Origin of the sequence: Sanguibacter sp. 25GB23B1 (assembly GCF_040012415.1) — a bacterium.
In the GTDB taxonomy this organism is placed as follows: Bacteria; Actinomycetota; Actinomycetes; order Actinomycetales; family Cellulomonadaceae; genus Sanguibacter.
The window spans coordinates 1-26,995 of record NZ_JBDYKL010000006.1; the positions used below are offsets into that span (position 1 = coordinate 1).

21 protein-coding genes, 1 tRNA gene and 1 riboswitch are annotated in these 26,995 nt (G+C 69.6%); of the genes, 12 read left to right on the plus strand and 10 right to left on the minus strand.

The window, feature by feature from the left end:
• Positions 1 to 327: 327 nt before the first annotated feature.
• On the minus strand, positions 328 to 4,752 hold the full coding sequence (locus tag ABKW26_RS05380) for a hypothetical protein (protein ID WP_348591554.1): 4,425 nt from the start codon (positions 4,750 to 4,752) through the stop codon (positions 328 to 330).
• A 407-nt stretch (positions 4,753 to 5,159) separates the two neighbouring features.
• Between ABKW26_RS05380 and ABKW26_RS05385 the strand changes: the two genes are divergently transcribed.
• A tRNA-Arg gene (locus ABKW26_RS05385) sits at positions 5,160 to 5,235 on the plus strand.
• Between the two features lie 644 nt (positions 5,236 to 5,879).
• Here ABKW26_RS05385 and ABKW26_RS05390 read toward each other — a convergent pair.
• Complete coding sequence (locus tag ABKW26_RS05390; protein ID WP_348591556.1) at positions 5,880 to 6,629, minus strand: hypothetical protein; 750 nt, start codon at positions 6,627 to 6,629, stop codon at positions 5,880 to 5,882.
• A gap of 1,245 nt (positions 6,630 to 7,874) precedes the next feature.
• Between ABKW26_RS05390 and ABKW26_RS05395 the strand changes: the two genes are divergently transcribed.
• Both ABKW26_RS05395 and ABKW26_RS05400 read left to right on the plus strand, forming a co-directional pair.
• Entirely contained in the window at positions 7,875 to 9,035 is a 1,161-nt protein-coding gene (locus ABKW26_RS05395; RefSeq protein WP_348591557.1) for a DUF262 domain-containing protein, read from the plus strand.
• Positions 9,036 to 9,436: 401 nt separating this feature from the next.
• On the plus strand, positions 9,437 to 10,477 hold the full coding sequence (locus ABKW26_RS05400; RefSeq protein WP_348591559.1) for a hypothetical protein: 1,041 nt from the start codon (positions 9,437 to 9,439) through the stop codon (positions 10,475 to 10,477).
• Positions 10,478 to 10,572: 95 nt separating this feature from the next.
• On the opposite strand, the gene ABKW26_RS05405 is transcribed toward ABKW26_RS05400, so the two are convergent.
• Positions 10,573 to 10,917: a zinc ribbon domain-containing protein YjdM gene (locus ABKW26_RS05405; protein ID WP_348591561.1), complete on the minus strand. Its 345-nt coding sequence runs from the start codon at positions 10,915 to 10,917 to the stop codon at positions 10,573 to 10,575.
• Positions 10,918 to 11,044: 127 nt separating this feature from the next.
• On the opposite strand from ABKW26_RS05405, the gene ABKW26_RS05410 reads away from it, so the two are divergent.
• From ABKW26_RS05410 to ABKW26_RS05445, 8 genes are all read left to right on the plus strand, one after another.
• Positions 11,045 to 12,175, plus strand: coding sequence for a GNAT family N-acetyltransferase (locus tag ABKW26_RS05410; RefSeq protein WP_348591563.1), 1,131 nt, complete (start codon positions 11,045 to 11,047; stop codon positions 12,173 to 12,175).
• 24 nt (positions 12,176 to 12,199) lie between these two features.
• Entirely contained in the window at positions 12,200 to 12,724 is a 525-nt protein-coding gene (locus tag ABKW26_RS05415) for an OsmC family protein (protein WP_348591565.1), read from the plus strand.
• A gap of 43 nt (positions 12,725 to 12,767) precedes the next feature.
• Positions 12,768 to 13,484, plus strand: coding sequence for a hypothetical protein (locus tag ABKW26_RS05420; RefSeq protein ID WP_348591567.1), 717 nt, complete (start codon positions 12,768 to 12,770; stop codon positions 13,482 to 13,484).
• Between the two features lies 1 nt (position 13,485).
• Positions 13,486 to 13,971, plus strand: a complete 486-nt coding sequence (locus ABKW26_RS05425) for an SRPBCC family protein (RefSeq protein WP_348591568.1) — start codon at positions 13,486 to 13,488, stop codon at positions 13,969 to 13,971.
• Positions 13,968 to 14,894 carry a dimethylargininase gene (ddaH, locus tag ABKW26_RS05430; RefSeq protein WP_348591781.1) on the plus strand — a complete coding sequence of 309 codons (927 nt, stop codon included), beginning with the start codon at positions 13,968 to 13,970 and terminating at the stop codon, positions 14,892 to 14,894. Before ABKW26_RS05425 ends, ddaH begins: the two co-directional genes overlap by 4 nt.
• A gap of 14 nt (positions 14,895 to 14,908) precedes the next feature.
• Positions 14,909 to 16,114 carry an ornithine--oxo-acid transaminase gene (gene rocD, locus ABKW26_RS05435; protein WP_348591570.1) on the plus strand — a complete coding sequence of 402 codons (1,206 nt, stop codon included), beginning with the start codon at positions 14,909 to 14,911 and terminating at the stop codon, positions 16,112 to 16,114.
• 73 nt (positions 16,115 to 16,187) lie between these two features.
• Complete coding sequence (locus tag ABKW26_RS05440) at positions 16,188 to 17,189, plus strand: ATP-binding cassette domain-containing protein (protein ID WP_348591572.1); 1,002 nt, start codon at positions 16,188 to 16,190, stop codon at positions 17,187 to 17,189.
• A complete protein-coding gene (locus ABKW26_RS05445; RefSeq protein ID WP_348591574.1) occupies positions 17,186 to 18,037 on the plus strand; it encodes an ABC transporter permease in 852 nt (283 codons plus the stop codon). Before ABKW26_RS05440 ends, ABKW26_RS05445 begins: the two co-directional genes overlap by 4 nt.
• On the opposite strand, the gene ABKW26_RS05450 is transcribed toward ABKW26_RS05445, so the two are convergent.
• The 3 genes from ABKW26_RS05450 to ABKW26_RS05460 all read right to left on the minus strand — a co-directional run bounded on the left by ABKW26_RS05450 (position 18,034) and on the right by ABKW26_RS05460 (position 20,989).
• Positions 18,034 to 18,987, minus strand: a complete 954-nt coding sequence (locus ABKW26_RS05450) for a universal stress protein (protein WP_348591576.1) — start codon at positions 18,985 to 18,987, stop codon at positions 18,034 to 18,036. The two genes, ABKW26_RS05445 and ABKW26_RS05450, sit on opposite strands and share 4 nt — an antisense overlap.
• A 179-nt stretch (positions 18,988 to 19,166) precedes the next feature.
• Positions 19,167 to 19,976, minus strand: coding sequence for an NlpC/P60 family protein (locus tag ABKW26_RS05455; RefSeq protein WP_348591578.1), 810 nt, complete (start codon positions 19,974 to 19,976; stop codon positions 19,167 to 19,169).
• Positions 19,975 to 20,163: riboswitch (cyclic di-AMP (ydaO/yuaA leader) on the minus strand. (Overlaps the previous gene by 2 nt.)
• A 100-nt stretch (positions 20,164 to 20,263) precedes the next feature.
• Entirely contained in the window at positions 20,264 to 20,989 is a 726-nt protein-coding gene (locus tag ABKW26_RS05460) for a metal-dependent transcriptional regulator (protein WP_348591580.1), read from the minus strand.
• A 138-nt stretch (positions 20,990 to 21,127) separates the two neighbouring features.
• On the opposite strand from ABKW26_RS05460, the gene serC reads away from it, so the two are divergent.
• The gene (serC, locus tag ABKW26_RS05465; RefSeq protein ID WP_348591581.1) at positions 21,128 to 22,258 is read left to right on the plus strand and encodes a phosphoserine transaminase; all 1,131 of its coding nucleotides are present in this window, start codon (positions 21,128 to 21,130) and stop codon (positions 22,256 to 22,258) included.
• Between the two features lie 19 nt (positions 22,259 to 22,277).
• Here the strand turns inward: serC and ABKW26_RS05470 are convergent, their stop codons facing one another.
• From ABKW26_RS05470 to ABKW26_RS05485, 4 genes are read right to left on the minus strand one after another with little or no spacing between them, the layout of a single operon-like run.
• Positions 22,278 to 23,648 carry an MFS transporter gene (locus tag ABKW26_RS05470; RefSeq protein ID WP_348591583.1) on the minus strand — a complete coding sequence of 457 codons (1,371 nt, stop codon included), beginning with the start codon at positions 23,646 to 23,648 and terminating at the stop codon, positions 22,278 to 22,280.
• Entirely contained in the window at positions 23,645 to 24,115 is a 471-nt protein-coding gene (locus ABKW26_RS05475; protein WP_348591584.1) for a MarR family transcriptional regulator, read from the minus strand. The genes ABKW26_RS05470 and ABKW26_RS05475 overlap by 4 nt, the downstream gene beginning before the upstream one ends.
• 57 nt (positions 24,116 to 24,172) lie before the next feature.
• Complete coding sequence (gene manA / locus ABKW26_RS05480) at positions 24,173 to 25,447, minus strand: mannose-6-phosphate isomerase, class I (RefSeq protein ID WP_348591585.1); 1,275 nt, start codon at positions 25,445 to 25,447, stop codon at positions 24,173 to 24,175.
• Positions 25,448 to 25,494: 47 nt separating this feature from the next.
• Positions 25,495 to 26,931, minus strand: a complete 1,437-nt coding sequence (locus tag ABKW26_RS05485) for an NCS2 family permease (protein WP_348591783.1) — start codon at positions 26,929 to 26,931, stop codon at positions 25,495 to 25,497.
• Positions 26,932 to 26,995: the final 64 nt, after the last annotated feature.

Consider the following 26,995-nt stretch of genomic DNA (forward strand, 5'->3'; position numbering starts at 1 on the left):
GGGTGAGCCCGTCATGGGCTCACCCCCTGCAGTCGTCTGGCGACCGGTCCATCGACTGTCCGCCGACGGCGCCACTCACCAGTGGGGCGGGACGTCCCTCGCGAGCCGTGCGTCGTTCGCGTCGCCTGCGGCATCCTGCCCTTCGGACCAGCCGGTCGAGACCTCATCCGAGCTGGGACCCGCCACCACCTCGTGCTCGGTGCCCTTCCGGACGACACGACGGTTCCCCCTGCGTGGCCGCACGGCAGGCACAGGCTCACCCGGCACTGCGTCGGCAGGTGTCGCCTCGCCCGCGCCGGACACCGCGCGTTCTTTCGTCATGACGTCCTAGCCGAGCAGACGGCGGACGGCGTTCGCCACGGCGGTGTCGACCCGGTGGTTGCGGCGCGTGATGCCGAGCTCGGCCCGCAGCGCGCGACCCAGCTGCTCGTGGTCGCGGGCGATCCCGTCGGCGGCGATCCACAGGACGAGCTCGTCGAGCTGGTCGTCGCCGTACGCGGCGATCGGCAGGCCGGCCTCGACCTCGGGTCGGGGGCCGCGGTCGAGTGCGACGTCGTCGAAGCCGAGCGTGCCCTGGGCCGGGGTGCGCACGGGACCATCGCCTCCGGCCCGCACCGGTACGTCCTGCTCGACGGCCGTCGCCACGACGGGCGCCGCAGGATCGACGAGGTCGTCCTGCCCGGCGTCGTCGACGTCGCCGAGGGCGGCCAGCGGGACGGCGCCGGCGAGCCCGATGATCGGCAGCGCCCCGGTGACGGGCTGGCGCTGCGCACGGCGGCGGGCCTCGATCTCGAAGACGGCCTCGCGGATGCGGTTGGCCTGGCGCTCGGGGTCGAGAAAGAGCGCGACGGACCACACCTGGATGACGTGCCAGCCGAGACGCTCCATCCGCTCGGCCCGCTGGCGGTCGCGGACGCGGATGCTGCGCTCGGCGGTGTACGCGTCGTCGTCGGTGAGGACGGCGACGAGCAGCTCGCCGGGGAGGTCGGGGTGACCGACGACGAGCGGGATCTGCTCGCCACCCGCGGTCCCGTGCTGCGTCTCGACCGTCAGGCCGGTGCGCCACAGACGCTCCGCGAGGTCGATGACGAGACGGTCGGGGTGCGGCTGGCTCACCGTGAGGTCGAGGCGCTCGGCACCGATCTCGGTGGGTCGGTGCTCGGCGAAGTCGAGCAGCGCGCCGAGGAGCTGGGCGCCCGCTCCGCGCAGGCGCTCGGGGTCGAGGTCCTGGGCGCCGAAGCAGCTGACGACGGAGAGCCTGCGTCGCGTCACGCCGATGGCGTTGAGGAGCAGCGCGTCGCCCGTCGGCCCGGAGATCTCGCCGAAGCGGTGCAGGACGCGACCGTGCGGGGTGCGGCCGAAACCGACGGAGAAGATGACCGCCTCGCGGCTGAGGCCGGCGACGCCCTTGAGGTCGGCGACGACCACCGGCTCCGGTCGACGCGAGTCGAAGAACGTGCCGAGGGCCGCGTTCTGACGCACCTGGGCGAGGACGGCCTCGCGGATGCGGTCGGCGTGGACGCGCGACCCGGCGATGATCGCGAGCGACTCCTCCGGCCGGTCGAGCGCGTGGCTGATCGCGAGGTCGACGACGCGGTCGACCTCGACCTGGGTGGACTCGACCGCCCCGGAGACCGGGTCGGGCATACCGGCCCCGTGCACGGCGTCGAAGGTCACGAGCTGCTCGGCGGACGGCAACGGCATGGGCCGCAGCACTCCCTCGTAGCCGTGCTCGACGAGGAAGGACGTGAGCAGCGGGTCGCGCCGTGACGCGTCGCCCGCGAGCGCGACCGTCGGGAGCAGGGCGGAGAGGCTCCGGACGGCCTCGCCGGAGGCGCAGCGCGCGTCACCGACGACGAGGACCTGGCGGCCGCGCGCGATCGCCGAGAGGACGGCCTCGACGGGAAGGTGCTGGACTGCGTCGAGGATGACGAGGTCGACCGTCCGGTGCGCGGGGAGGAGGTGCGGCACGAGGGTGGGCGTGGCGACGAGGCAGGGGCGCAGCTTGCGCATGACGTCGCCGAAGTCGTCCATCGCGGTGCGCACGCTCGTCAGGCGTTCCTCGACGAGCTGGGCGAACAGGCCCTCGGCCTGGTCGCGGTTGTCGCGCAGCGAGCCGTGGAGCTGCTGGACGGCGGCGGCCCGGACGGGGACGCCGAGGGAGTCGACGTGGGCCCGGTCGAGCCGGCGGAAGCGGTCGGCGAGCGCCTCGATGCTCGCGCCGTCGACCTCGGCGAGGTACGGGTCGGCGGAGAGGATCTGCTCGAAGACCGAGCTCCACCAGGCGAGGTCGAGCTCTGCCTCGACGAGCGGTCCGTCGACTCGGCGACGGGAGAGGTCGCCGAGGAGCTCGCCGAGACCGAGGCTCGTGAGGTGACGCAGGGTTGTCGTCCGGTCCGGCAGCGAGAGGAGCGCGGAGCGGTCGTCGAGGAGCTTCTGGAGGCGCTCGGTGAGCTCACCGAGGGGCAGCGTCGCGAGGCCGGCGCCGCCGGGGGTCGAGGCGAGGACCGCATCGAGCTCGGCGAGGTCGGCCAGGACGGACTCGAAGGTCTCCTCGATCGCGGCGAGGCCCTCGGGCAGGCGGGGCCAGCCGCCACCGGGGCAGTGCGCCGCCCACGCCTCACGCTGGGTCTGGACCTGGAGGAGCGCGGTGTGGAGGTCGGTGACGCGGGTACCGGGGCGGACCATGTCCTTGGCGCGCTTGACGAGGCGGCGGCGGTGCAGCCCGCTCATCTCGATCGCGTTGTCGGCGCGCCACTGGCGGGTCGCGGTGGCCGCGACGAGGTCGTCTGCGGTGCGCTCGAACACGAGCGGCTGGAACACGTCGAGCGTCGAGCGCATCCCCCCGAGCATCCGGAGCTGCTCGCCCCACTGGACGACCGTGCGGGGGGTGACGAGGCCGGTGTCGTCGACGACCGTCTCGATGTGCCTGCGCAGGTCGACGAGCGTGACGTCGAGCAGCCGCTCGATGCGCGCGATCGCCGCGTCCGCGTCGGCCTCGCGGACGAGGTCGGCACCGAACCACGGGGTCGAGGCGGGGCGGAGCGTGAAGGCGTCGAGCGACGCGGCGCGGACGAGGTCGGCTCCGACGGCGGGCCGGATGGCCGCGATGCGGGCCACGGTCGCGGCGTCGAGACGCACGGTGGTCGACGGCGCCGGGCGCTCGGCGGTGAGCCGGGCGAGGGCCTGGAGGGCGTCGTAGGCGGAGATGCCCCACGGCTCGCGGGACTGGTGGAGGCCGTCGATCATCCGCGTCAGCCGCGTGCGGGTCTCGACGAGCTGGAGCCGCAGGTCGGCGATCGCGGCGGCGTCCACGTGGGGCGGCTCGAGCGTCATCGCGCCGAGGAGGCGGCGCGAGACCATCGTGCGCCAGCTCGGGTTGGGCGTGACGTCGAGCAGGAGGTCGTCGAGGCCGAGCTCGCCGAGCCGGACGCTGAGGGCGTCGGCGGCGCGTCGGTGGCCGGGCACGTAGAGGACGCTGCGCCCGATGGCTGCGGCCTCGGCGACGACGGCAGCGACGGCTGCTGTGGAGTCCGCGCCGACGGGGGCGTCGATGAAGAGGTGGCTGCCGGTGGCGAGCGCGTCGAGCACCTGCCGGCCTGACGGGTCGAGGTCGCCGACGCCGCGCTCCATGTTCGGTTCGGCGTCGCCCGTGCGCACCCCGGTGAGCGGGTGGCTGAGCGAGTCGATCGCTGCCTGGTCACCGGCGAGAGCGGCGATGATCTCGTGGCGCTCTAGACCCGCCGCGAGGTCGTCGATGTCGTCGACGAGCATCTGGCCGGGGTGCACGAACGTGCCGACGAGGAGGCGGTCGGAGAGCTTGAAGTCGCTGAGGACCGCGCCGCCGAGGGCGTTGATGCGGTCGAGCGCGGTGGAGGGGTCGAAGCCGGACCCGGTGAACGCTCCGCGCGCGAGGGCGGTCGGGTCGAGGAGGGCGCCGCGCGAGCGCAGCGCCCGGGACAGGACGGGGTTGATCTCCGCGGTGGGCTCGAGCGTGAGCTCGTAGTCGGACTCTCCCCCGCCACGGGCGGTGATGGAGATCGGGCGCAGGAGCACGGGGGCGCGGACGGTGCGGCCGTGTCCGCGGGTGGAGGTCACCGCGACGTCGTCGTAGACGCTCGTGCCGCCGTGGCTCACGGTGCCGCTGCCGGTGGCGCGGGCGAGGGCGGCGACGTCGTCGCTCGCGTCGTCGGTGCCGTACTCGGTCCACGTGGCGATGCCGATGGCGAGGTAGGTGGGCGCGATGCCGTAGCGCTCGGCCTGCTCCTGTGAGCGCTGGGAGACGGCGCGGGCGCGCCGGCGCGCGACGGGCAGGGAGCCGCCCTCGCGGAAGATGTTGGCCAGGCGGGTGCTGCGCCCGGCGAAGAGCTGGGCGATGCCCGACGGGTGCGCGGCGGTGAGGTCGAGGACGGCGTCGCCGAGCAGGCCGATGTCGGCGAGCGTCGAGCCACCGGCGAGCGCGACGAGCGTGGTGCGCCACCGCTCGACGGCGGCGGTGACGAGCTCGCTCGTGGTCGGGGTGCGCACGACGGCGGGCGGGGTCGGCGGTGCGGCCGGGTCGCCGGGGCGCGCAGCATCCCTCGAGGTGCTGCTGGTGTCGGTCTGAGCTGGTGAGAGCCTCGCCGCTGCGTCGGTGGTCATGTCGGCGTGTCCCTCCGTGGACGGCTGGGTGGTGGTGCGCTCGGGCGGTTGAGGTCCGCTCGCCGCGGCACTCCGCGTACCCGCCTGCTTGTCGCGTTCGGGAACAGTCACCTTGGAACGCTAGCCGCCAGGGGGAGAAACGGGACTTTGACTCGCCGGGCGCCGCGGCGCGATCCGGGTGACTTCACCCGCTGCGGCGGGCGGCGCGTCCGGCCTCGGGCGGTCGGACGAGCTTCGCCGGTCCATCCGGGCCTGGGGGGCGCACAGGACGGCATCGCCGGGCATGAAAACAGCGCGTGCCGCGCAGGGGGCAGGCGGCACGCGCTGTCGAGATAAAGTATGCACGTTCAAATACCCAGGGTCAATGACCCGCGGTAGGTGACTTGCGCCACTCTCACCAGCCTTTGGTCGTCCGCTCGAGAGTAGAGCACAAACAGGTCGATCCGGGCATCGAGATCCGCACTGTGAGAACCCGCGTCCGAGGCCCGAGGCCCGTCGGGTAACCTTGTCACGCTCACGCGCCCGTAGCTCAGGGGATAGAGCACCGCTCTCCTAAAGCGGGTGTCGGCAGTTCGAATCTGCCCGGGCGCACCACACGTTTACGCAGGTCAAGCCCGTGATCGCGGTCGCAGGACCGTCACCCCTGCCGCCGGAGCGGCAGCGGTGGTGAGCACATGGTGAGCAGACGTCGCCTCGAACCCTGCCGACATGGCGTCGCCGAATGCGTCGAGATCCGTGTCGAAGAGCCCCGCGCATGTGTCCAACGCGAGCTTCGCGCACTGACGCCCGAGAATCACCTTCTGAAGCGACCTGGCGTTCGCCCAGTGGGCGATCGCGAGGGAAGGCGCCGTGTACCCGCAAGTCATGGAGAGTCAGCGTGCCAAGGTCTGGCCCCCCTCTGCCCCACTAGATAGACACCTCTCTGTTGTACCGGGTGCACCTGACTGCCCTCGGGTCCACTTACGCCGATGGCCCCGCACCGTTCTTCACTGGTGACCTCGCGGAGGTCGTGGCTGCAGCGTCCGAGCCCGGGAGGCTTGCGATGCTCCCCGACGCGAGGAGCTTCGCAAGGCGATTCGCCGAGCGGAAGAAGCGTGACCGATGCACACCTCCCCGGGCGCAAGTCGCTAGGCGCTTCCTAGCCACCTGGCTAGGCGGAACACGGGGCGTCCTGGAGACCCGCGCGGGCCTCTGCAACGCACCAGTGATGGTCACGGGGTAACCGCGCATGCAGGCTCTTAGCGCCCCAACCGCTCTACGGGAGTCGCCTCATCCCAGATCTTCTCGTGCTCCAGCCTCAACGAGACGGTCGCACTCTCACTGAGTTGCACCATCGTCGTGAGCTTCACGCCGCCAAGGCTTGCGCCGATGATGTAGCCGGATCCTTCGTCGGGAAGGGCATAGCGGTCGTGGATCTGCTTCGAGAGTCGAATCGAAACCCCGCCCCCGATCCCTGCCTGTATCCGAAGCCGATCGAGCCGTCGCTCGCCGGTATCATTCGGCACCTTTTCGTCGGCAACCGGGCCGGGACCAGTAAGTATGGATCGTATTGATGAGAGACTAGCCAGGTCGCCTACAACCTGGGCGGGGAGGTATCGATCTACGAAGAGAACATTCTCCAAGTGAGTAAGCTCAGTCAAAATGCTGGCGTAGAAGATCGGGTCTGTCGGGTTGCCAACGATGGCGACGGGCTCCCGATGGATCAGTCCCCCGCTTTCGAGCTCGGTGTTCCCAACTGCGTCGAGCGCTTTCATCATTCTCTCGCCCCCTGACGTCGGGGCCACTCGGCGACCCCCAACATCCTTGGCGAGATCGAGCTTGATCAGTCGAGCACCCGGGTCGAGACGATCCATATCGGCCACGCTGAAGGAGTACATGACCCGGTCATCGCGGACCGCCTCAGTCAGACTCTCTCTTGACGTCTCGCCCACCAGGACCAGGAAGCGCAGGGCTCGTTCCAGGTAGGGGGTGAGGACTGAGGGATTCACGAGAGCCATTCTGCCAGAGCGATCCCTTCCTCCGGCCATCCATCGACTGGCGGCGATTGTGTGCGCGCAGGTCAGCGGCTTTCGCCTGGAGAGAGGACCGGTCTGCGCACCTCGGCCCCACGGGTGCCGCGATCCGCCCGCGCTAGTAGTGGAGACGCAGTGGCACGTCCGGCACTCATCAGATCGATCCGGCTGGCTCTCTAGTTCGACCCATCACTTCCGCACCGTCTCTTCCAACGACCCGGTCTGCAACACACGGATCTCGCGAGTAGGAGCTCCCGCTCCCTCCGGGGGTGGTGATTCCTGGTTCGGAGCCTTCCACGGCCCGCGCTCTCTAGCTAACTGCTTCGTGACGGCCCGCGCGCGCTCTACGGACTACGAGACCAGCGGAGAGTCCAGTCGATTACACGCAATAGTCCACTCGTGTCGCGCGGCGGACGGGGACTTCGAGCTGGTCTCGACCGATCACGCCCCGGCCACCACGACGATGCGCGTCGACGACCGCAAGGCCTCTGCCTGTGCGCAAGAGGTTCAGGATCTCTCTCATCGCAGGGCGCTCGAGAGCGAGACGCGTGGCAGATTCGAGCCCGCCGGACCGCTGGGGTGGAACTAGCGACCGCCGAGAATATGGGCCTCGCGGACAGGCGCGCTCGCGAACTCGTATAACAAGCCCGCTCTGACCGTTCGCAGAGGTCGAACAGGCCTCTCGTGATCCACTAGCTCTCACGTGTCTTCCCCTTCGCGGACGGCCCATACATCCAGACTTCGGACCGGTTAGCTCAGGCTCTGCTGCCCCCGGCACCGGCTCAGTTCTTGCGCTTGTGATCCAGTTCCCGCGCCGCAGGTGGTCGCTCTGGCTCCAGCTCGCCCGCCGACGAAGCCATCAAACCTCGGAGAGCCCACCTGCCCGATGCGCAGGACAGAGACCGGCGAGCACTGCCAACACCGTGCGACGCTCTCCGTGGCACCTCGAGTCCCCAGTCATCACCAGCCGGCGACCTCATCGTGGCTACAACCGTTCGGTGGCCGATCAGTCACCCGATCGCTAGTCCTAGACGGTGGAGCATCCGCGTTCGAGTCAGAGAGCGCGCCCTCCGGACCTTGAGAACACCCCGGCGTATGGCCGAGGCATCTCGTCCGGTCGGCGCATGGCGCACCGGACGACACGCACAGTACAGGCAGCCAAGGAATGAGCCGGTGGGTCATAATCACGGTGCGCCGTCACCACGCCACCCTGGAGGCTCCATGCAGTTCATTCCTCGCGACCCTGACCTTGAGACACTCGTTGGACGCATCAACCGAGGGTCTATCGATCTGCAGCCCAACTTCCAACGAGGCGAGGTCTGGAGCAAGGGAAAGAAGCAGCGTCTTGTAGACAGCGTCCTTCGAGGGTGGCACATTCCTCCCGTTCACCTTGTGGCCCGCGAAAGTGGTGGCTTCGACGTTCTGGACGGGCAGCAACGACTAACGGCCCTCCGAGATTTCTCCCGCGGGATAATTCCCGTGGACGGACGCATTGAGCCCTTCGACCCCCAGATTGCCGAACTTCACGGCCTCCGCTACCAAGAACTGCCCACCACGGTACGCGACCGCTACGATATGTTCTCGATTCGAGTTCTCGAACTGCAGAACTATCGACCCGAGGAACCCCACGAACTGTTCTTCAGGCTTAATCAGCCAACGAGTCTCACCGAAGCGGAGAAACGCAACGCGTTCATGGGAGGCGCTCGCGACCAGGTCAAGGATCTCGTCCGCTGGGCAGTCGGCCGCGGAATGACTGCGGATGGAGTCGGCTTCTCGAACTCGCGCCTCGCCTACGATGACATGATCGCTCGCTTTCTCCTCACGCTGGAAGAGCGTGCAATTACAGTGAAGGTCACCGCGCAGCGGGTGACCTTGAGATACCGACGCGAAGATGGATTCTCCGAGAACGTAATTGAGACGGCAAGAAGATCTCTGGACTTCCTCTTAGCAATGAAACTTATTCGTGGCGGCATGGGACTCAAGCCAAACAAGGCAACATTCCACACCTGGCTGTGCTTTATATCAGAGATCGCACTCTACGGCGACCTCGCAGAGTTCGGCGAGCGCGTCGAAGCAGCCATCACCTTCGTCGAATTTGGCCGCGCTTACCGAGACGCCTCTGCGGCGAGCGACATCGGCGCTGGACTCGCAGTGTTCCACGACCGCTCAACAGCGCGCGTAGCCGATGTGTCATCCGTGGTACTGCGCGATATGGTTGCGTGGATCGCCCTCAACGAGACGGGCGGATCAATGGATGGACTGCAGCACCCCGCGGCTCAATTGGCGCTCCGCGCTCGGGCAGTTCTGGACTCCCGCGATATCGAGAAAACACTCCTTGAGTTCGCTCAAGAGGTTAATTGGGGCGGCGAGGGATGGATCTGAGAGCCGTCGAACGAGCCAAATGGCGGAGATCGCTTTCTGAGCGAAATTACGGGACCGTACTAAACGCAGCGCACGTCACGACTAATCTTGGAGAGGAATTTGCACTGCCTTTCGCGCCGGGGCTAACGGTCCTGAGTGGAGGGAATGGCGCCGGAAAGAGCAGCCTACTTGGCGCACTCTGGCGCGCTCTAACAGGTGGCGACCCTGCTCCGACGGGCGTCCGGACTTGCCCCCTTTGGATGCAGGAGATCTCGTTATCCGGCACGAGCGGTGGCGCCGCGTGGACGGCATCGTTTTCGGTCGACTCGGATGGCGTATCGACCGGAGACTCGGCATGCACAGTGCCGGTTGTCTATCTGGACCCTTCGGGCGAGTCCGAAGACCTGGTACGTCGGTTCCGTATGGACCCCTCGAGCAGTGACTTCCTGGAGGGGGTCGACGCGGCGGACCTCGGGGAAGAGTTCTGCATTCTAATGAACTATGTTCTAAGAAAGAAGTACGAGAGCATCGCCGTATACGAAATAACCGGCCTAACCGACGACGAAGATCCGATTCCATTCTTTTCCGTCAAAGTGGAAGGTAGCAATTATGACTCGCTCGGCATGGGACGTGGTGAACTAGCCGCGCTCACGCTTGCATGGCGCCTCTCGAGACTTGAGAGGGGCTCGATTGTGCTGCTCGAGGAGCCCGAAAGTCACTTAGCGGTCTATTCTCATGACGCCTTGGTTTACGCTCTGATGAAACTTGTGATAGATAATGATCTAACCGTTGTGTGTGCGAGTCACACCCCTGGCTTCTTTCGACACCTGCCCGAACAGAGCGTCATCGTTATAGCATCAAGCCCCGCGCCAAGAATTATGAGCTCGCTTAGCTCGGATCAGATTGCGAGACAGTTGGGCGCTACATTCGCGCCGTCACTGCAGCTCGTTACGGAAGACGAGTGTGCGGCAATGCTCCTCGGGGAAATACTCGAACTAGTTGACTCCGAGTTGAGGAGGCGCGTCAACATAAACTATTCACTTGATGGAGAGTCTGGCGTGCGCGCTGCGACCGAGCGGAGCCGTCCCGTTGGTGGCGGCCCGGCAATCTTGGGCGTGCTCGACGGCGATCAGCGCCATAAGGCCATGAACCCCCACCACACATTCCTTCCCGGACACGCCTCACCCGAGGTCGTCCTGCAGGCGGCTGTTGGACGGTGGCGATCTGGCCAAGTGACCTGGATTCCACCGTTTCCCGCCGGAGCTGATCACCTCCGCGCCGTTCTCGCACGCTTGGACGGTGTCGACCATCACGACTGGATTGATTCGCTAGCCGCAGAGTACGGCGGGAAGTCCCACGTCGTACGCGCGTTGGCACCCCTGATCGTCTCATGGCCGTCCGACCGTGAGAACGTCGACGAAATGGTGAAGACAATCCGAAGTCGTCTACCCTTGGGCGATTAACTCTGGCGTCGACATCGTTATCGACCACTGGATCAATCGTCACGCATACCTGTCGTTTGGTAGATGGGTTTTGAGCAGGCAGAAGTTCCCGACCGTCAGACCTTCTTCACCACGCTCGACTTGAGCTGCATCGGCCCGAACCCGTCGACCTTGCAGTCGATGTCGTGGTCGCCCACCCCGTCGACCAGGCGGATGCCCCGCACCTTGGTCCCCACCTTGATGGCCGTGGCGCTGCCCTTGACCTTGAGGTCCTTGATGACCGTCACGGTGTCACCGTCCGCGAGGACGTTGCCGACAGCGTCCTTGACGACCTTCTGCTGCGGCTCCTCCGCCGGAGCCGGGGACCACTCGTGCGCGCACTCCGGGCACACGAGGAGCGCCCCCATCTCATAGGTGTACGGGCTGGAGCAGGATGGGCACGGAGGCAGGGCGTCGGTCATGGCGCCATCGTACGGAGGCCACGGGGTCGCTCCGCAGGACCTGTGACAGGGTTCCGACCGGCTGGAAGCCCGCACGTCCCGAGAAATGACTGGCGACGAGCCATCCCCAGGCGCGACGATCGTCGAGATGACCCCTCCTGAGAGCACGTCCCCCGCGCCCACCTCCCCGGTCGAGATCGTCGAGGCGACGGTCCCCGCCGACCTCGACGCAGCCGACGCCTGGCCGCTCCACGGCGCCGCCGCGGTCTCGCGGGCCTGCGAGGTCGAGATCCACGCGAACACCGACCTCGCCCTCGACGCGGCGACGGCCCGCGCCACGATGCTCGCGCCCGAGTACCGCCTGGTCCGGCGGCTCGTCGCCGTCACGGCGGGCTCCCGGTCGGCCGACGCCGTCGTCGGGCAGGCGATGATCGGCCTGCCGCAGGTGGGCAACTCCCACACGGCGCGCGTCTTCGTCGGCGTGCACCCCGCGCACCGGCGGCAGGGGGTCGGGACCGCGCTGGCGGAGGCTGCGCTGGGCGTCGTGCGGGCGTCGGGCCGTCGTCTCCTGCTCTCGGACGCCGCCTTCTCCCCCGAGCCACCGCCCGGCCCGAGAGCGATCGAGGCTCCGACAGGATCCGGGCGCGTCCCCCTCGACGACGACACGACGCAGTTCATCCTCGCCCAGAGCATGACCCTCGAGCAGGTCGCCCGGCACTCGGTCCTCGATCTCCCGGTGCCACCGGCGCTCCTCGGGGCCCTGCACGACGACGCCCTCACCGCGGCCGGCCCCGACTACCGCGTCCACGTGTGGCAGGTCGACCCGCCCGCCGGGTGGCTCGACAGCATGGCCGTCCTCAAGACCCGCATGAGCACGGACGCCCCGAGCGGCGACGTCGACCTGGAAGAGGACCCGTGGGACGCCGCCCGCGTCCTCGCGGCCGCGACCGACATCCGCGAGCGCGGCCAAGGGCGCGTCGTCGTCGCCGCCGAGCACATCCCGAGCGGCACGCTCGTCGCCTACACGGAGGTCGCGTTCCCGCTCGACGCCCCGGAGGTCGTCTTCCAGAACGACACGCTCGTGCTCAGGGAGCACCGGGGTCACCGGCTCGGGATGCTCGTCAAGACGGCGCTCCTCACCGAGCTGGCACGCGTGGGGCCCGCTGCGGAACGCATCCATACGTGGAACGCGGCCGAGAACGCCCACATGCTCGCGATCAACATCGCGCTCGGGTTCCGGACCGCGAGCGTCGAGGCGGAGTGGTCGCGCGACCTCTGACCCGCCGGTGAGAGAATCGGCCGCATGACCGACTCAGGCACCCCTGCCCCTGCTGATGCCCCTGCTGCCCAGCCCGCCCCGACACCGGACGCACCTGCGCAACCCGCACTGTGGGTCGAGCGCACCGGCCCCCGCCTCTACACGGGGCGCTCCGAGCGGGGTGGCGTCGTGCATATCGGCGGTTCCGAGGCTCCGGACACCTTCACCCCGGGCGAGCTGCTGAAGATCGCGCTCGCCGGCTGCACGGGCCTCAGCTCCGACGTGCCGTTCGCGCGCCGGCTCGGCGACGACTATGACGCCGTCATCCACGTCTCGGGTGCCAAGAACGTCGAGGAGGAGCGCTACACGAGCCTCGTCGAGCGCCTCGAGGTCGACCTCTCCGCCCTCGAGCCTGCCGCTGCCGAGCGGCTCCTCACCGTCGTGCAGCGCGCGATCGACCAGGCGTGCACCGTCGGGCGAACTCTCACCGCTGGCACTACGGTCGAACTGCACATCGAGTCCGTCACGGGTGCCGACCGTTCCGTGGACGCCGAGCCGTCCGAGGCCTGACACCAGGGAACGCCGGTCGCACCGCACGAGCACAGGAGCTTCCTTGCCGAACATCACCCGGGGACACTCCCGCACGCCGATCATCGACGCGGCGATCGACCGAGCCGTCACGATGCCCTCGTCGACCATCCGCGGCCACGTCGACTCGCTGCGGCGCCGCAACCCCGAGGCGAGCCCCGCCCGCATCATCGAGCTCCTCAGCAAGGAGTACGCGCTGGTCCTCCAGGGCGCTGGCGGCGCCGTCGGTGCCGCAGCCGCCGTCCCCGGTGTCGGGACAGGTGTGAGCCTCGCGCTGAGCAGCGGCGACGTCGCGACGTTCTTCGCCTCCTCCTCTGCGTACGCGCTCGCGGTCGCCGAGGTCCACGGCATCCAGGTCGAGGACATCGAACGCCGCCGCGCCCTCCTGCTCGCGACCGTCCTCGGCGAGTCCGGGGCGCAGACGGTCGCCGACGCGTCCGGCAAGCCCGCGGCCGCGTGGGGCACGGCTCTCCTGACGACGATGCCGCAGAGCACGATCAAGCAGGTGAACAGGGTCCTCGCCAAGCGGTTCATCAAGCGCCAGGTGGTCAAGCAGGGCTCGCTCATGATGGGGCGCATCATCCCCTTCGGCATCGGCGCGGCGATCGGGATCGCCGGCGGTCGCACCCTCGCTCGCACGGTCGTCAACCAGGCGGTCGACGCGTTCGGCCCGCCGCCCGCGACCTTCGCCCGGCCGGTCGTCATCGACGGCTCGAAGCGACGCGCCGCGATCGAGCGCTGACGTGCCCGGTCAGGCGAGGGCCCGACGCTACGAGGCGTCGGCGACCGTCCCGCTGCCCACGGAGGAGGCGTTCACGCTCGTCGCGGACGCGCGCAACCACGACCGCTGGATCCCCCTGACCCACGGGCGGTTCCCCGACGCGCCGCCCGGGCCGCTCCCCCGCGGCGCACGCTTCACGATGCTCAGCACGCCCGGCATCGTCGACCGGATGATCGTCACCGACCTCGGTGGGCACCCGTCGACGACCCTGTCGACCACGTTTCGCAAGGCCGGCCCGCTCCTCCACGGAGTCGCCGGCATCGAGGTGCGCCCCGGCACGACCGGCGACACCTCGCGCATCACGTGGTGGGAGGACGTCCACCTCGCAGGCCCGCTCCCAGCACGCCTCACGCGGGTGGTCGTCGGGCCGTTCCTCGTGCTCATGCTGCGGTATGCGCTGCGTGGCGTCGTGCGCGAGGTCGCCGCGTCCCCTGCCGCCCGCCGCTGACGCGGCGTACTCTCAGCCCACGGAACCCGCACGACGCCCGGGAGGCCCACCGCATGACCACCCCGCAGAGCCGCCGCTATCTCATGTGCCGCCCAGACTTCTTCACGGTCAGCTATGAGATCAACCCGTGGATGAACAAGCACGTGCCGGTCGACACCGCACTGGCCGTCAAGCAGTGGGAGAGGTTGCGCGACACGTACCTCGACCTCGGCGCGACCGTCGAGTACATCGACCCGGTCGACGGCCTCCCGGACATGGTGTTCGCGGCGAACGGTGCGACCGTCGTCGACGGCGTCGTCTACGGCGCGCGCTTCACGCACCCCGAGCGCCAGCCCGAGGGGCCGGCGTACCTGCGCTGGTTCGCGGACCACGGCTTCACGGTGCACGACGCCCGCGAGCGCAACGAAGGTGAGGGCGACATCCTCAGCGTGGGACCCCGGATGCTCGCCGGGACAGGCTTCCGCACCGAGGTGGCGGCGCACGCCGAGGCAGCCGGGCTGTGGGGTCGGGAGCTCGTGACGCTGGAGCTCGTGGACCCGCGGTTCTACCACCTCGACACGGCGCTGATCGTGCTGGAGGGTGCCGAGGGCACTGCGACGCCGACGGGCCAGGTCGCGTACTACCCGGCCGCGTTCTCGCCGGCGAGCCGCGAGGTGCTCGAGGACCTCTACCCGGACGCCGTCATCGCGGAGGAGGCCGACGCCGTGGTGCTCGGCCTCAACGGCGTGAGCGACGGGCAGCACGTGGTGCTCAACCCGCTCGCGACCGGGCTCGTCGGTCAGCTCGCCGAGCGCGGCTACGAGCCGATCGGCGTCGACACCTCCGAGCTCGTCCTCGGCGGCGGCGGCGCCAAGTGCTGCACGCTGGAGATCCGTCCCGCACCCGACGCGGACGCGTCGTCCGGTCCCGCAGGGCAGGCCTGACCATGGCCGGCCCCGTGACCCGGGGAACGACCCGGCTCGCTCCGAGCTATGCGCCGCTCCCGGTGACGATCGCGACGGCCGAGGGCTCGTGGGCGACGGACACCGACGGCCGCCGCTACCTCGACATGCTCGCGGGGTACTCGGCGCTGAACTTCGGGCACCGGCACCCCGCGCTCGTGGCGGCGGCGCACGCCCAGCTCGACCGCGTGACGCTCACCTCCCGGGCGTTCGACCACGACCTGCTCGACGCGTTCGCTGAGGCGCTGTGCGACCTCGTCGGCCCGTCGGTGGCAGGAGGTGCGGCCGACTCGATGATGGTGCCGATGAACACCGGTGCCGAGGCCGTCGAGACCGCGATCAAGGCCGCACGCAAGTGGGGAGCGGCGCGCGGGATCGCCGAGCCGACGATCATCGTCGCGGAGAACAACTTCCACGGCCGCACCACCACTCTCGTGTCCTTCTCCACGGACGACGACGCACGGGCCGGCTACGGCCCGTACACACCCGGCTTCCGCGTGGTGCCCTTCGGCGACGCGGCCGCGGTCGAGGCGGCCATCGACTCGTCGACGGTCGCCGTCCTCATGGAACCCATCCAGGGCGAGGCGGGCGTGATCGTCCCCGCTCCTGGGTTCTGGCCCTCGCTGCGTGCGCTGTGCAACGACGCCGGGCTCCTCCTCGTCGCGGACGAGGTCCAGTCCGGTCTCGGCCGCACGGGCACCACGCTCGCGAGCGACCTTTGGAACGTGCACCCCGACCTCGTGGTGCTCGGCAAGGCACTCGGCGGCGGCATCGTGCCCGTCAGCGCGGTCGTCGGGCGCTCGGACGTCCTCGGGGTCTTCACACCCGGAACCCACGGCTCGACGTTCGGCGGCAACCCGCTCGCGTGCGCCGTCGGCCTCGCGGTCGTCGAGCTCCTGAGCACCGGCGAGCTCCAGGCACGAGCGAGCCATCTCGGCGACCACCTCCAGACGCGGCTCGACGACCTCGTCACCGAGGAGCTGCTCCTCGACGTGCGCGGGGCCGGCCTGTGGGCCGGCATCGACATCGACCCCGCGTGGGGCTCGGGCAAGGCCGCATGCCTCGCGCTCCTGCGCCGCGGGGTCCTCGCCAAGGACACGCACGGCTCTACGCTGCGCCTGGCGCCGCCGCTGACGATCTCCGACGCGGATCTCGACTGGGGCCTCGACCAGCTCCACGACACGCTCGCCGAGGACGGCTAGGGCAGCGACCGGTCCGAGAGCCTGGCCCGATATCACTAGCCGTGCCGCACCCTCCTGGTCCACCATGGACCGTATGACCGATCTCGCCATCGAGGCGCACGGCCTCGTCAAGCACTTCGGCACGACCAAGGCCGTCGACGGCATCGACCTCGAGGTGCCTGCCGGGACCGTGTACGGGGTCCTCGGCCCCAACGGCGCCGGCAAGACCACCGCCGTGCGGATGCTCGCGACGCTCCTGCGCCCCGACGCCGGCACCGCCCGCATCCTCGGCCACGACATCCGGACCGAGGCCGACGCCGTGCGCGGCCTGGTCGGCCTCACCGGCCAGTACGCCTCGGTCGACGAGGACCTCACCGCGACCGAGAACCTCATCGTCCTCGCGCGCCTCTACGGCTTCTCACGTGCGGCCGCCCGGGGCCGCAGCGCCGACCTCCTCGGTGCGTTCGACCTCAGCGACGCCGCAGACCGTCAGGTCAAGACGTTCTCCGGAGGCATGCGCCGCCGCATCGACCTCGCCGCGAGCCTCATCATGAGCCCCAAGGTGCTCTTCCTCGACGAACCCACCACCGGGCTGGACCCGCGCAGCCGCAACGACGTGTGGGACATCGTGCGCGTCCTCGTCGCCGACGGCGCGACCGTGCTCCTCACCACGCAGTACCTCGACGAGGCCGACCAGCTCGCCGACCGGATCGCTGTCATCGACCGCGGCGTCGTCATCGCCGAGGGCACGGCCACGGAGCTCAAGAGCTCGGTCGGCTCCGGTACCGTCCAGCTCCGGCTCGCCGACTCCTCGCACCGCGACCGTGCCGCCCAGATCGTCGGAGACGCCCTCGGCGGCACCGACGACGGGAACGTCACGCTCCCGGCAGACCCCTATGCGCTCGTCGCGCGCATCGAGAGCTCCCCCGACGCGCGCGCCCGTGCCTACACGATCCTGCCCAGGCTCCACGAGGCAGGCATCCACGTGCCCGAGTTCACGCTCGGTCAACCCAGCCTCGACGAGGTCTTCCTCGCACTGACCGGCCAACCCGTCGACGTGGTCGACGAGTCCCTGATCGAGGAGACGTCCTCATGACCACCACGTCCTCACCCGCCGCCACGTCGGCCACGACCTCGACGTCGGCCGCCCTCCGTGCGGCGGTCGCGCTCACCGACCGTCCGCAGCGCCCCTCCGCCGTCGCGAACACCCTGACCTTCGCGTGGCGTGCCCTGCTGAAGATCAAGCACGTGCCCGAGCAGCTGTTCGACGTCACGCTCACCCCCGTGATCTTCACGCTGATGTTCACCTACCTCTTCGGCGGCGCGCTCGCCGGCGACACCCGCACCTACCTGCAGTTCCTCCTGCCCGGGATCCTCGTGCAGACGGTGCTCATCATCACCGTGTACACCGGCTTCACCATGAACACGGACATCACCAAGGGCGTGTTCGACCGCTTCCGGTCACTGCCGATCTGGCGACCCGCACCGATCGTCGGGGCCCTGCTCGGCGACACCGTCCGGTACACGATCGCGTCCGTGGTGACCCTCGGGCTCGGGCTCGTCCTCGGGTACCGCCCGGCCGGCGGCGCGGTCGGCACGGTGCTCGCCGTGGCCCTGCTGCTCGCGTTCGCGTTCGCCCTCAGCTGGATCTTCACGATCCTCGGGCTCGTCATGCGCAGCCCGAACGCGGTCATGGGCGTCTCGATGCTCATCCTCATGCCGCTGACCTTCGCGTCGAACATCTTCGTCGACCCGTCGACGATGCCCTCGGCGCTCCAGTCCTTCGTCGAGGTCAACCCCGTGTCCCACCTCGTCACCGCGATCCGCGGGCTCATGGGCGGCACCGTCGAGCTCTCCGACGTGGCCTGGGTCCTCGTCGTGACCGTCGCGATGACGGCGGTGCTCGCACCGATCACGATGCGGCTGTACCGGAACCGCAACTAGCGCGCGGTGTCCTGGGCCGGCGGCGGGTCCTGCGCCTGCCGGGCGGCGTCGCAGTGCTTGTTGACGACCATGACGGGGCACGCGGAGTGGTGGAGCACGGCCTGGCTCGTCGAGCCGAGGAGAAGGCCCGCGAACCCGCCGCGGCCGCGGGACCCGACGACGAGCAGGTCGCTCGCGGTCGAGAACTCGGTGAGGAGCTCGGCGCCCGTGCCGTCGAGCACGATCCTGCGGATCGTCACACCGGGGTGAGCGGCCTCGGCAGCGTCGACGATGGCGTCGAGGCCCTTCGTGACGTCCGCGAGGACCTGCTCGTGGTCGATCGAGGCGGGCAGCCACGCGAGGAGGCCTGAGCCGGACCCGACCGGGACACCAGCGACGGCCACGAGCTCGGCCTCCCACAGGAGCGCCTGCTCGATCGCCTGGTCGAGGGCGCCGCGCGCCGAGGGCGAGCCGTCGACACCGACGATGATGCGACGCAGCGGCGCGACGGGGTCCTCGTCGAGAGCAGCCTCCTCCGACCGGAGCGGCACGACGACGGTGGGACAGTGCGCGTGGGCGGGGAGCGCGGAGGAGACGGTGCCGAGGAGGCGCTCGGCGAACCCCCCTCGGCCCCGCGTGCCGACGACCGCGAGGGAGAAGTCCTTGGACATCTCGATGAGGACCCCGGCGGCGTCGCCCGTCGCGAGGTGCGCGGTGACCGACACGCCCGAGAGGGAAGCCCGAGCGAGAGCCTCGTCGAGGACCACCCGGGCGCCGGCCTGGATCGACGAGTCGTCGAGCGCCGCGTAGCCGCCGTCGAGCGACGCGGCCGCGAAAGAGGGCAGGGAGTACGAGCAGACGATCGTCAGCGGCTGCCCGGACCGTCTGGCGAGGGCCGTGGCCCAGTCGAGCGCGTGCAGGCTCGAGGCAGAGCCGTCGATACCGACGAGGATTGCTTCGGTGCGACTCATGACAGGTCTCCCTTGACGTGACGGTCCACGACTTCACTTGTCGTCGACTTTACTCTCCCATGACGCTGGACTCACACTCAGCATGCATCAGGTGGACGATCGAGACGCCGAACGACGATGCCCGGAGACGACGAAGCCCGGGCCGCGACGGCGGTCCGGGCTTCGTCGACAGGTGACGGTCAGCCGATGCGGATGAACACCGGGTTCGACTGCCAGATGGAACGGAACTGGATGGTCGCTCCGGGCTTCGGAGAGTCGATCTGGGTGTTGCCACCGGCGTAGATCGAGATGTGTCCGGGAGACCAGATGAGGTCGCCGGCCTGAGCCTGGTCACGCGGGATGATCGTCCCGGCGGCCTTCTGAGCGTCCGACGTCCTCGGGAGCGAGACGCCAGCCTGAGCGAAGACGTACGCGGTGAAGCCGGAGCAGTCGAAGCCGTCCGGGGTGGAGCCGCCGGAGAGGTACGGGACCCCCACGTAGCGGCTCGCGATGTCGACGATCGAGCTGCCGGCGGCGGAGGCCGGGATCTCGAGGGCGGCTGCGGTCTCGGTCGTCGCGGCGACCTCAGTCGTCTCCGTGTCGGCGTCCGTGACGATCGCCGTGCGCTCGGCGCTGCGCGTGGCTGCGACCGCGCGGACGGGCTCGGGAGCCGGCTCGGGCTTCGGGGTGACCGACACCGCGGTCTGCTCCACGGTCCAGGTCGCGTCGGCGGCGACCGTGACGGCGGGAGCGGTGCTCAGCGCCGCACGCGCCTGCGCGGTGAGCGCGGAGACGTCGACGGAGTTGAGCGCAGGGCTGCTGGAGGAGGGAGCGGCCGTGGCTGCGCCGGTACCCATGAACGAGACGAGGAGGCCCGAGGACGCGGCGACGACGGCCGTACGACGCCCCATGACGGCTGCATTGCCTGTCGCGGAGCTGACGAGCGTGGTGAGCGGAGTGATCGGGCGCCGTGCCTGCCGGTGGCGGGCACGAGTGGTGCTAGTGGTCACGTTGTCTCCAAGACGCCTGCGAGGTCAGCTGTCGGGTTCGGGTAGGAGAACACCCGGCCGCGTGAACGTTCTCATGCGGCTTCACCCCGAGGGCAGTGGGTGAGCACTGCCCAGATTTGGGTCCCCCGTCCCTGCCAGCGGGTTGTAGGCAGCCTCGAGCAGTGGCAGGGTTCGGCGTTCCGCTCGAGCACTTCGCGGAGTTTGTTATCCCTACGAAGCAACACGAAGGTACCCCAGATACCTCCGGTATGTCACCCGCCCTCGAGAAGAACTTCACCCGATGTGACCTATGCCACAACGAAGATGTGGCGGGATACTTCGTCCGGCAGGTCGAGGACGATCTCCGCCCCCTCCGAGGTCACCGAGATCCCGGCTCCGTCGGGCTGGCGCTCCACCTGGACCACGTCTCCCGGCTTGATGCCCGCGGACGCCAGCCGGGCGAGCAGCTCGACGTCGGTCTGCAGCGGCTCGCCGAGGCGCGCGACCGTCGCAGGGAACGCGCCGGCCTCGGGAACCCCGCCGTTCGCGGACCGCGCGGCCATGAGCGCCGTGAGCGACACGACGCCCTCGAGGAACGTCACCGCCTCGGCAGACTCGCCCAGCTCCATGAGGCCCGGGATGGGGTTGCCGTACGGCGAGAAGTGCGGGTGGTCGAGGAGGTCCACGAGCCGGCGCTCGACGCGGTCGCTCATGACGTGCTCCCAGCGACAGGCCTCGTCGTGGACGAACTCCCAGTCGAGGCCGATGACGTCGGTGAGGAGGCGCTCGGCCAGCCGGTGCTTGCGCATGACCCGCATCGCCTTGCCGTAGCCGAGCTCGGTGAGCTCGAGGTGGCGGTCGCCGCTGACGACCACGAGCCCATCACGCTCCATGCGAGCGACGGTCTGCGACACGGTCGGACCCGAGTGCCCCAGACGCTCGGCGATCCGGGCGCGGAGCGGGACGATCCCCTCTTCAGCGAGCTCGTAGATCGTCCGCAGGTACATCTCGGTGGTGTCGATCAGGTCGCTCACGCGTTCCTCCTGTAGATCAGATGCCGTCTGAAGGCCCCCAGAGCGCCGATCGGCGGTCTCGCTCGTCTCCGACAGACACCCTATCCCGGGGCTCGAACGACCTCACGCCGGGTGACGTGCCCGCGTAGGGTGTGGCACGTGACTGACACGGCGCCCACGATCCCCCCGGCCCTCCTCCCGCGCGACGGCCGGTTCGGCAGCGGCCCGGGCAAGGTGCGTGACGCCCAGCTCGCCGCCCTCGCGGCGACGGGCCACACCCTCATGGGGACGTCCCACCGCCAGGCACCGGTGAAGGACCTCGTCGGCCGGGTGCGCTCCGGCCTGGCGGAGCTGTTCTCCCTCCCGGAGGGGTACGAGGTGGTCCTCGGCAACGGGGGCTCGACCGCCTTCTGGGACGCGGCGACGTTCAGTCTCGTCCGCGACCGGGCGGCGCACGGTGTCTTCGGGGAGTTCGGGGCGAAGTTCGCGTCCGCGACGACGGGTGCACCCTTCCTCTCGCCCTCCCTCGTCACGACCGGCGCGCCGGGGACGGTCGCGCTCCCCGACCACGCACCGGACGCGGACGTCTACGCCTGGCCGCACAACGAGACGTCGACCGGGGCGATGGCCCCGGTGCGACGTGTCCCGGGCTCCGCCGAGCAGGGCGCGCTCACCGTCGTCGACGCGACCTCGGCAGCCGGCGGCCTCGCGGTCGACGTCTCGGAGACCGACGTCTACTACTTCGCCCCGCAGAAGTCCTTCGCCTCCGACGGCGGTCTGTGGCTCGCCGTCGTCTCCCCTGCGGCGGTGGAGCGCATCGCCGAGATCGACGCCAGCGACCGGTGGATCCCGGAGTTCCTGTCGCTCCAGACCGCCGTGACGAGCTCGCGCGCGAACCAGACCCTCAACACCCCCGCCGTCGCGACGCTCTTCCTGCTCGCCGAGCAGGTGGAGTGGATGCTCGGCCAGGGTGGTCTCGACTGGGCGGCGGCCCGCACGGCCGAGTCGGCAGCGAACCTCTATGGCTGGGCGGACGCGCGCGAGCACACGACGCCGTTCGTCGCCGACCCCGCCGCACGCTCCACCGTCGTCGGCACCGTGGACTTCGCTCCCGAGGTGGACGCGGCACGCATCTCCGCGATCCTCCGCGCGAACGGCGTGGTCGACGTCGACCCGTACCGCAAGCTGGGGCGCAACCAGCTCCGTGTCGCCATGTTCCCCTCCGTGGAGCCGGCCGACGTCCAGGCGCTCACGGCGTGCATCGACTACGTCGTGGACACCCTGCTCTGACCCAGCGCCACACTCGGCGTCACGCTGACGTCAGACCGTCCTTCGCCTCTTGGGCACGGAGCTCCTCGGCGACCCGGTGACGCTCGGCACGCTCGGCAGCGAGGGCGTCGACCTCGTCCTCGTCGGCCTCGGTCCGCGCGTAGCTCACCGCGACGTGGGGTCGGTGGAACATCTGATAGCTGACGGTGTAGTTCCAGTGGCGCGACGTCCACAGGGCGGCGCCTGTCGCCACGAGGAGCGCCGAGATGGACCCGATGCCGATCGCCCAGCGCGGGCCGAACACCTCGGCCACCCACCCGACGATCGGCGACCCGATGGGTGTCGCACCGAGGAAGACCATCATGTAGAGCGCCATGACGCGGCCCCGCACCTGCGGGTCGGTCGACATCTGGATGGTGCTGTTCGCGGCCGTCATCATCGTCAGCGACGCGAAGCCCACCGGGATGCACGCGAGCGCGTAGGTGAGGTAGGTCGGCATGAGCGCCATGAGCCCGCTGGTGACGCCGAAGGCGAACGCGGCCCCGATGACGAGGCGGACACGCGGTCGTTCGCGCCGGGCGGCGAGCAGCGCGCCGGTGAGGGAGCCGATCGCGAGGATGGAACCGAGGATCCCGTACTCGGCCGCGCCCTTGCCGAAGACCTCACGGGCCATGAGCGCGGACGTCAGCTGGAAGTTCAGGCCGAAGGTCGAGACGACGCCGATGACCACCATGATGACGACGATGTCGCTGCGCCCCCGGACGTACCGGATCCCTTCGCGGATCTGACCCTTGGCCCGGGACGCGACAGGCATGACGTTGAGCTCGCCCACCCGCATGCGTGACATGGCGATGATGGTTGCCGCGAAGGTCACGCCGTTGATGACGAACACCCAGCCTGGGCCGACGAGAGTGATGAGCAGACCGGCGACGCCGGGGCCGACGAGCCGTGCCGCGTTGAAGGACGCGGAGTTGAGCCCGACCGCGTTGGAGAGCTTGCCTGCAGGCACCATCTCGGCGACGAAGACCTGGCGGACGGGCCCGTCGATGGCGGACGCGCAGCCGAGGAGCGTCGCGAAGACGTAGACGTGCCAGAGCTGGGCGTGCCCGAGCAGGACGAGCGCACCGAGAGCGAGGGCGAGGACGCCCATCGTCCCCTGGGTCATCATGAGGAGCTTGCGGCGGTTCATGCGGTCCGCGAGGACGCCCGCCCACGCGGAGAGGAAGAGCACGGGCAGGAACTGCAGCGCGGTGACGACGCCGACGGCGATGCCGGAGTCGTCCGAGAGCACCGTGAGGACGAGCCAGTCCTGCGCGACCCGCTGCATCCAGGTACCGACGTTCGCGACGAACGCGGCACCGAACCACAGTCGGTAGTTGTAGTACTTGAGCGAGGTGAAGGTCGGGCTCATCGAGTGGCGATCCTCGTGAGGAGCTCGCTCGCCCGGGCGAGCGTCTGGCGCTCGTCCTCGGTCAGCCCCTCGAGGCTCTCGGTGAGCCATGCGTTGCGGCGCCGCTTCGTCTCGGCGACCTCGCTCGTCCCGCGCTCGGTGAGCTCGACGAGGACGAGCCGGCGGTCCGTCGCGTCACCGACCTTGGCGACGAGGCCGGCGTCGGCGAGGGAGGTCACGGTCCGTGTCATCGACGGCGGTCGGATGCGCTCGTGCTCGGCGAGCGCGCCCGGGGTCATGGGGCCGTGCCGGTGGATGGCGGACAGGACGGCGAGCTGACCCTCGGTGAGGTCCGTCTCGCCCTGCTGGGCGCGCAACCGGCGCCCGACGCGGGTGAGCGCGACCCGGAGCTGGCCGGCGAGGGTCTCTGGGACGCAGTGGTCGTCGGCGATGTCGAGACTTTCGGCGGGGGAAGGGGTCTGGGGCACACCCTTACCCTAACTCATTACCTCAGGCAACGACCTGCGCGGTGGCCGAGCTCACCCTCACGGCACGTAGGCGACGACGACCGTCCCGTCCCCACGGAGCGTGACGGCACCGACGTCGTGCGGCACGAACACCGACTCGCCCCGACGGAGGCGCGCCGGCGCCCCCGCGGGCTGGGACGCTCCTTCGACGCGGACCTCGCCGTCGAGGCACAGGACGATCCGCGGCCCGGTGTGCGCCACCGCAGCCTCGCCCACGACCGAGCCGTAGAGGAGCGAGAACTCCGGGACGGGCGAGCGGTACGTCGTGAGCGTGCTCCCCTCGACGCCAGGGGTCACGACCGGTCGGACCGGCGGGCGGGGCACGTAGCTCGCGCACGCGAGGAGCGCCTCGACGTCGACCCGCTTGGAGGTGAGGCCGGCGCGCAGCACGTTGTCCGAGCTCGCCATGAGCTCGATGCCCAGACCCGACAGGTACGCGTGCACCTCTCCGGACGCGAGGAACACGGACTCCCCCGGCAGCAAGGACACCCGGTTGAGCATGAGCGAGACGAGCGCGCCCGGGTCACCCGGGTAGTGCTCGGCGAGAGCGACGGCCGTGTGGTCGCCGCGCGAGACGACCCCGCCCGGCGAACCGGCACCGCCGCGGGCGATGCGCTCCCGGACGGACGCGACGGTCGCCGCGATGTCTGCCGTGCAGTCGGTGCCTCGAGCGGCGAGCGCGACCTCGAACGCGTTCCGCACCCCGGTCGCGTCGGGTGAGGCGCGGAGGGCGTCACGCATCGCGCCGAGCAGCTCGCCGTCCAGCCCGTCGAAGAGCTGGAGGATGCGCACCGGACGTCGGAAGCCGCACAGTCCCTCGAAGGGCGTGAGCGCCAGGATCATCTCCGGCTTGTGCTGGTCGTCCTTGTAGTTGCGCTCGGGGGCGTCCACCGGGATGCCCGCCGCGTTCTCGTGGGTGAACCCGGCCCGGGCGACGTGCGGCCGGGGATGGACCTGGAGCGACAACGGCTGCTCCGCCGCGAGGACCTTGAGAAGGTACGGCAGCCGCGGCCCGTACTCCTCGACGACCGAGACACCGAGCATCCGGTCCGGCTCGCTGCGCACGAGGTCCGGGAGCGCGACCGGCCAGACCCCGTCGAAGCCGCCTGCTCCTGCGGTGTCGATGCTCGACGGCGCGCACCGGGACGGAGCGAGCGGGTGCGCGCCGAGCCACATTTCAGCGACAGGTCTCCCGTCCGCGGCAACGCCGAGGAGCTCGGGGATCGCTGTGGCCGACCCCCAGGCGTAGTGCTGCACGCTGTTGGTCAGACGGAAGATGTGGCTCGGTCTCACGTGCCCGAGACTACGTCAGATGTGGGGACGAACTGGCTGACCCTGGGTCAGAATGCACCCAGAAGCTCACCGAGAGGCCCACGTGTGAAGTACGCCACGAAGAGGATCGCCGCCAGCCACATGAGCGGGTGGATGTCCTTGACCTTGCCGACCGCGAGCTTGATGACGACGAAGGCGATGAAGCCGCCACCGATCCCCGCCGTGATCGAGAACGTGAACGGCATGAGGATGATCATGATGAACGCCGGGATGGCGACCTCGAGGTTCTTCCAGTCGATACCCGAGACCTGCATGACCATGAGGAAACCGACCACCACGAGCGCAGGGGTCGCCGCCTCGAACGGGACCATGTCGACGAGCGGTGACAGGAAGGTGGCCAGGAGGAACGCGATGCCGGTGACCACGGATGCGAGACCCGTGCGGGCCCCGTCCCCGACCCCGGCAGCGGACTCGATGTAGCTCGTGTTCGACGAGACGCTCCCCGCGCCGCCGGCCGCGGCGGCGAGGGAGTCGACGATGAGGATCTGGCGGGTCCGCGGCGGGTTGCCCTCGGAGTCGAGCAGCCCGGCCTCGCCACCGACGGCGACCATGGTGCCCATCGTGTCGAAGAAGTCCGCGAGGAGCAGAGAGAACACGAGGAGGATGACGGCGACGGCACCGATCTTCTCGAAGGACCCGAAGAGCGAGAACTGCCCGAGGAGAGAGAAGTCGGGCACGGCGACCAAGGAGTCGGGAACCTCAGGGGTGTTGAGCTCCCAGCCGGTGGGGTTGCTGCCGTCGAGCGTCTGCGGGCCGACCGTCGCGACGGCCTCGATGATCACGGCGAGGACGGTCGAGGAGAGGATCGCGATGAGGATGGCGCCGTGGACCTTGCGGACCATGAGCACGATCGCGACGACGAGACCGAAGACGAAGACGAAGAGCGGCCAGCCCTCGAGCGAGCCGTTGATCCCCAGCTCGACCGGGGTCGCCTGGCTCGCGGGGATGCGCACGAAGCCGGAGTCGACGAGACCGATGAACGCGATGAACAGACCGATGCCGACGCTGATCGCGGTCTTCAGCTCGACCGGGACGGCGCGGAAGACGGCCTCGCGGAAACCGGTGAGGACGAGCAGCAGGATGATGAGTCCCTCGAGCACGACGATGCCCATCGCGTCCGCCCACGTCATGTCCGGGAGGCTCGCGATGGAGAACGCCACCACGGCGTTGAGGCCGAGACCGGCGGCGAGCGCGAGCGGGAAGTTCGCGACGACGCCCATGAGGATCGTCAGCACGCCGGCGACGAGAGCGGTGGTCGCGGCGATCATCGCGAGGTTCGGCTCGGAGCCCCCACCGAGGTAGTTCCCGGTACCGTCCGGGATGGTGCTGAGGATGATGGGGTTGAGCACGATGATGTAGCTCATCGTGAAGAACGTGACGAGACCACCGCGCACCTCGGCGCCGACGGTCGAGCCACGCTCGGTGATCTTGAAGAACCTGTCCATCGCGTTCTTCGGCTCTGTTGCGGCCGCGGCTGTCTGAGTCACGGGGAAGATCTTCGCACGACGG

Excerpts from the sequence above, each read along its gene's own strand:
- ABKW26_RS05395 (WP_348591557.1), top strand. The coding sequence starts at position 7,875 with ATGCAGTTCATTCCTCGCGACCCTGACCTTGAGACACTCGTTGGACGC.
- ABKW26_RS05400 (WP_348591559.1), top strand. The coding sequence starts at position 9,437 with ATGGACCCCTCGAGCAGTGACTTCCTGGAGGGGGTCGACGCGGCGGAC.
- ABKW26_RS05405 (WP_348591561.1), bottom strand. The coding sequence starts at position 10,917 with ATGACCGACGCCCTGCCTCCGTGCCCATCCTGCTCCAGCCCGTACACC.
- ABKW26_RS05410 (WP_348591563.1), top strand. The coding sequence starts at position 11,045 with ATGACCCCTCCTGAGAGCACGTCCCCCGCGCCCACCTCCCCGGTCGAG.
- ABKW26_RS05415 (WP_348591565.1), top strand. The coding sequence starts at position 12,200 with ATGACCGACTCAGGCACCCCTGCCCCTGCTGATGCCCCTGCTGCCCAG.
- ABKW26_RS05440 (WP_348591572.1), top strand. The coding sequence starts at position 16,188 with ATGACCGATCTCGCCATCGAGGCGCACGGCCTCGTCAAGCACTTCGGC.
- ABKW26_RS05445 (WP_348591574.1), top strand. The coding sequence starts at position 17,186 with ATGACCACCACGTCCTCACCCGCCGCCACGTCGGCCACGACCTCGACG.
- ABKW26_RS05450 (WP_348591576.1), bottom strand. The coding sequence starts at position 18,987 with ATGAGTCGCACCGAAGCAATCCTCGTCGGTATCGACGGCTCTGCCTCG.
- ABKW26_RS05470 (WP_348591583.1), bottom strand. The coding sequence starts at position 23,648 with ATGAGCCCGACCTTCACCTCGCTCAAGTACTACAACTACCGACTGTGG.
- ABKW26_RS05485 (WP_348591783.1), bottom strand. The coding sequence starts at position 26,931 with ATGGACAGGTTCTTCAAGATCACCGAGCGTGGCTCGACCGTCGGCGCC.